Here is a 5,070-nt window from a genome sequence, read left to right on the forward strand (position 1 = left end):
AGGTGTTGAAGATGCGGATGATCTTGATCTCGACGCCGTGCGTGTTGTGGAAGTCGAAGAACAGCGTCTCGGCGCACCGCTTGCCCTCGTCATAGCAGGAGCGCGGCCCGAACGAATTGACGTTGCCCCAGTAGCTTTCGACTTGCGGATGGACGTTCGGGTCGCCGTAGACTTCGGAGGTGGATGCCTGGAGGATGCGTGCGCCGGTGCGCGCGGCCAGCTCCAGAAGGTTGAGGGAGCCCAGCACGCAGGTCTTCGTCGTATGGACCGGATCGGCCTGATAATGCGGGGGCGATGCCGGGCAGGCGAGGTTATAGATCTCGTCGACTTCCAGATCGAGTGGCTGGACGATATCGTGGGCGACGACATTGAAGCGATCGACGCCCCTCAGATGGGCGATATTGCGCCGCATGCCGGTGGAAAAGTTGTCGAGGCAGATCACCTGGTGTCCGGCGGCCAAAAGCGTCTCGCACAGATGTGATCCGAGGAAACCTGCACCGCCGGTGACAAGAACTCTCTTGGGCGCACGAGATTTTCCGGATGAATAACTTGCGTCATGAGACGAAGCTTGCGCAGAGCGCGCACGAATCTTACCAAGGTAGTTCATGACTATCCCCCGTGTTTTTCAGCTTTTTCTGTGGAATTTTCTATATTTACTTCGGCATTGTGCGAAACTAAGTCGTTCTATCAGGCGAATGCTTTATTATTCCGGTTTTTCTTTTGGAAAGAACCGATGTTTATTTAGATACAGCCAAGGGAGGCAATTGTCGTTATCCCCACATCCTGAAAATTATCGCTCCGTACATTTCTGAGCGGAAAGGAATATGATAAACAACTTATGGAGGTGGCTCGTCGGGCACTTCCGCTTTTTCAGACAGAGTTCTCCGGGGATTTCAGCTGCAAAAACAATTGCTTTTCTGAATTTCCATGGCTTGGGTCGGGTTATGCGCTGGAGGAATTAATGGCTACAGGGTCTGAATCCGACGATGATCCTGCCGCGGAACTGCGGCCGGCGCAGATGGAGCGGCGGCGCTGGGCACGTGAACCGGCCATGCGCAAGGAACGACCACCCCATGCCTCCCCTGCACTCGTGCCACTGCGATTCTCGACGCAGGACCTGCCACCGGCAGAACAATTCCAGGCCTGGCGGGCACATATGGCGCCGCTCGTGGATGTTCATTTGCCGGAGGGAAAATCACCGGAAGACGGGTTCCTCGCGGAGCAGATCGGCTGGCATCTCGGCAATATCCTCATCGTCCAGCAGCGCGCGCAGGCCCACAGATATATCCGCGATCAGGCCATGCTTCGATCGAGCCCCATCGACCATTGGAACGTCGGCCTGCACCGCAGCGGCCAGGCCTRGACCGAGGTCAACCGTCGTGTCACCGAGACCGGTGCCGGCGAGATATTGTTCATGTCTCTCGGCAGCCCCTATCGCGGACGGATGACAGATACCGAAGCTTTGCTCGTGTTCCTGCCGTATGAGCTGCTGGCGCGCGATGCGAGCCTTCTCCAGAGCGCCGGCAACACGGTTCTCTCGGGCAGCCACGCCGAGTTGCTATCGGGCTATCTCACGGGCCTCGAAACGAACCTCGGCAATCTGACGATAGAGGAAGTGCCCCGGATCATCCAAACCATCGGCGATATGGTCGTTGCGGCCGCCGCATCGTCCGCAAAGACTGATACCGGTCAAAACCAGACCAACATGGGACTGATGGAGCGGGCGCACCGCTACATTCACGTCAATCTCCATTCGGAAAAGTTGACACCGGACATGATATGCCGCGCGTTGGGAATTTCGCGTACGCGGCTTTACCAGCTGTTTGAGGCGAGCGGAGGCGTGCTCAATTATATTCGCAAGCGGCGATTGCTGCAGGCCTATGCGGATCTCAGCAATTCGGCCGACCACAGGCCGATTTCAGAAATCGCAGAAGCCGCCGGTTTCGAGGTCGCCGCCAATTTTACGCGCGCCTTCATCCACGAATTCGGGCTGAGCCCGCGTGAAATCCGAAGGACAGTGGCAACCCAACAGCGGCCGGCTCCGGCCATCAGCTCCACGCGGCGCTACGGAAAAACGATCGGTGATTGGCTGGCCCTGACGGGTTGATTCGGCACGCCGCTTGCTAAGGACCGTTTCTCAGCTGAGCCCGAAATCTCCCCCTCCCCGTCATCTCCCGCAAGCCGAGCTCCCCCACAATCCGCCGCGCCGCCTGGCGGCGTCACCCCGAGCGCTTTTTCGACCACGCCTGCCGAGACAAGCGGTTTTGCCATGACCCGCTCCGGCAGCTTTGACGACGTCGGCCTCCCATCCAGCTTCCATTCAATCATCAGTCGCGTCGGCGCCAGCCGGTCATGCTCCTTCAGTCCGATTTCGGCAGCCGCATTCAGCCCCTGGGCAATGGCCAGCAGCCGGGTTTCGCGATCGCGATGCCCGCGCTGATCGAAGGGAATGGGACGGCCACATCGCGGGGCGTCGTGGAGGACAAGGTCCTCGAGGTGGACGAGTTCGCCGCCGAGCCACAACCAGGTGCAGGCGTCAATGAAGTGGGATCGTTCGATCCAGCCCACACCGACCGGCGAATGGGCGATGCGCCCGTCGAGACGCACCAGCGCGATCCTGGCGTCCGGAATCGGCCACAGGAGGCTGGTCAGGTGATTTTCGTAGAAACCTAACACATTGACATCATGGTAAACGTGTCCTTAATTGGAAGTGATCTCCGGCATTACTTCCGCGATCGCTGACGATCGCGACAGCGGCGTTTCACTTCCGACAACTACCAATTGTCGATGGTGACGCGATCAAAGTCCGCGCAATTCCCTTCGGCTGCTCTTGGCTCGAAGATTTGGCGGCGGGTTTTCAGCGTCAAAGCCTGCAGTCGAGCAAGAGGCTGTACCTAACCTCCTCCAGATCCTCGGATTTCGGGCTCTTTGCCCATGGCAAGCCCCCAGCGCGTGTTCTCGGCCTCCGATGAGCCGTCCTCCATCTCGACCTCGTTTCCGCGCCCGACGGCTTCCTATTCTGATCATAAAACACGCTTGCAAAGGAACGTTTACTGACGCATACATTATCTGTACAAACCGCCGCTATAGACGACATCGGAGTTCCATGGCGAGACCCGCAATCCCCAATCCCCATCCTGCTCCCCAGAGGCTGATTGGATACGCGCGTGTGTCGACAGAAGACCAGATCAATGACGCCCAAGTGGACGAGTTGCGAGCGGCTGGTTGCTATCGCATCCATCAGGAGCACGGATCCGGGGCATCAAGGGTGAGGCCCATCCTGAGGAAGCTTCTCCGCGAACTTGTCGCGGGCGACGTGCTCGTTGTCGTCCGGTTGGATCGGCTGGCGCGCTCCGTTAGCCATTTGCTTGCTGTCATCGAAGACCTAGAGAAAAGGGGCGTTCACTTCCGGTCCCTCCGTGATCCAATTGACACCTCGACGCCGCAAGGCATGTTTTCTCTGCAGGTATTGGGTGCCGTAGCCCAGCTCGAGCGTGCGCTCATCGCAGAGCGAACCAAAGCCGGCATGAAGGCGGCTAAAGCGCGGGGGCGGCTCGCCGGCAATCCAGGACTTCGCGAGCGCCGACCGGAAGCTATCCGTGCTGTCTCTGCCGCCCGCAATCGGGCTTATCTGGACGAACTGATCTCATCGGCGCAGACATGGTTGCCGACTGTTCGCAAGCTGCGGCCGCAACATAGTTGGGACAATGTGGTGCTGATCCTTAATCGCATGGGCCACAGCTGGACGGTCGAACGCTTGCGCCGGGCAGTTCACCGGATGGTACGCGAAAAGCTTGCGGAGCCAGAACTGCTCGCCCGCTCTCCTCGGCGGCCGCCCGAGGACAATCTGATGAAGCTGGTCGCCGCGATCGCGATCGCCGATCCCGACCTATCGCTTCGAGAGATTGCTGCGCAGTTGGACCAGATGCATGAGCGACCGCCGCGTGGTGGCCGGAAATGGCAGCCGTCTTCAGTGAGGGCGCTGTTGGACGAAGCGCGCCGCTTCGGACTCATACGCTTATGAGTGCTGGTCGTGACGCGGCTGAACGAGGCGCGCTTGATTGGCGACATATGGTTTGCCGCCCTTTTGGATATAGTCGATTCTAACCTTTCAAGGTGCTCTCTGGGTCTCCGCGACAGCCTTCGAGCATCACATGAGCGAGAGGATTCATTTCTATCACTCATCGCAAGGGATTATGGTGAGTTATAGAAAGGGTGCCTATAACCGCCAATTTGGCCTCGATGCCGACAATCGGCCATCAACGMCGCAAGAGCGCGGCATCGCGGAAATGATGCTCGATGTGTACGACACTTGGTCCGCCCCGCTCAACGACGAAACCTGTTTCGCTGGCACGGCATGATGATGACAGGCAATCGCCATCTTGGAGCGATCGGCGCATATCGAACGCATGAAGATGCCATGCAGATTGTGCCCGGCCGTCAGGACAATCCGACCGTCCACTATGAAGCCCCACCATCAAGGCGGGTCCCCGCGGAAATGGCGGCCTACACCAAGTAGTTCAACAAAACCGCGCCACCCGGTTAACTCCCCTTGCCCGATCTTACCCGTGCCGGCGTAGGCCATTTGTATTGCGAAAGCATCCGTCCGTTTGAAGATGGAAATGGAAGGCTTTGCCGAGCGCTCGCTGAAAAATCGCTTGCCCAAAACATCGGGCAAACCGAGCTTTGATTGCGTTTGTCCACACGATCGAGGATGGCCGGAAAGCCTATTACGATCAGCTCGAACGGCATCAGCGCATGCTCGAGATCACCGAATGACTGTGTATTTGGCGGGAACCATCCTTGATGCGCAACAGACCACCTTGACTCGGGTGGCCTTCTATATCCGCAAGGCGAAATTCAATCACCGGTTCCGCGGGCAATTCAACGACCGCCAGGAGAAGGCCATCACTCGGATGTTCCGGAAAGGCCCTGGGGGGTTTAAAGGTGGACTAAGCGCTGAGAATTACATTTCGATCAGGCGGACCTCGCGACAGCGACACGCGATCTTCATGACTTGTTGGAGAGAGATGCTCTCACGCGCACCGGCGAACGCCGGCACGCACGCTA

Annotated in this window: 3 protein-coding genes and 2 pseudogenes; 3 read left to right on the forward strand and 2 right to left on the reverse strand. The window is 58.4% G+C overall.

Going from position 1 to position 5,070, the window contains the following annotated elements; translation table 11 throughout:
* On the reverse strand, nucleotides 1-607 hold a 607-nt coding region (locus tag AC1D1Z_RS33890), incomplete at its 3' end, for a GDP-mannose 4,6-dehydratase (RefSeq protein WP_477853191.1).
* Between the two features lie 354 nt (nucleotides 608-961).
* Between AC1D1Z_RS33890 and AC1D1Z_RS33895 the strand changes: the two genes are divergently transcribed.
* On the forward strand, nucleotides 962-2,107 hold the full coding sequence (locus AC1D1Z_RS33895) for a helix-turn-helix domain-containing protein (RefSeq protein WP_477853192.1): 1,146 nt from the start codon (nucleotides 962-964) through the stop codon (nucleotides 2,105-2,107).
* A 16-nt stretch (nucleotides 2,108-2,123) separates the two neighbouring features.
* Here AC1D1Z_RS33895 and AC1D1Z_RS33900 read toward each other — a convergent pair.
* Nucleotides 2,124-2,457 (reverse strand): annotated as a pseudogene (locus AC1D1Z_RS33900) (helix-turn-helix domain-containing protein); the annotation flags it as partial.
* Between the two features lie 649 nt (nucleotides 2,458-3,106).
* Between AC1D1Z_RS33900 and AC1D1Z_RS33905 the strand changes: the two are divergent.
* Both AC1D1Z_RS33905 and AC1D1Z_RS33910 read left to right on the forward strand, forming a co-directional pair.
* On the forward strand, nucleotides 3,107-4,024 hold the full coding sequence (locus tag AC1D1Z_RS33905; protein WP_018247068.1) for a recombinase family protein: 918 nt from the start codon (nucleotides 3,107-3,109) through the stop codon (nucleotides 4,022-4,024).
* A 199-nt stretch (nucleotides 4,025-4,223) separates the two neighbouring features.
* Nucleotides 4,224-5,070: pseudogene (locus AC1D1Z_RS33910) on the forward strand (Fic family protein); the annotation flags it as partial.

It is taken from the genome of Rhizobium sp. P1_E1, from assembly GCF_056406015.1.

Excerpts from the sequence above, each read along its gene's own strand:
- AC1D1Z_RS33905 (WP_018247068.1), top strand. The coding sequence starts at position 3,107 with ATGGCGAGACCCGCAATCCCCAATCCCCATCCTGCTCCCCAGAGGCTG.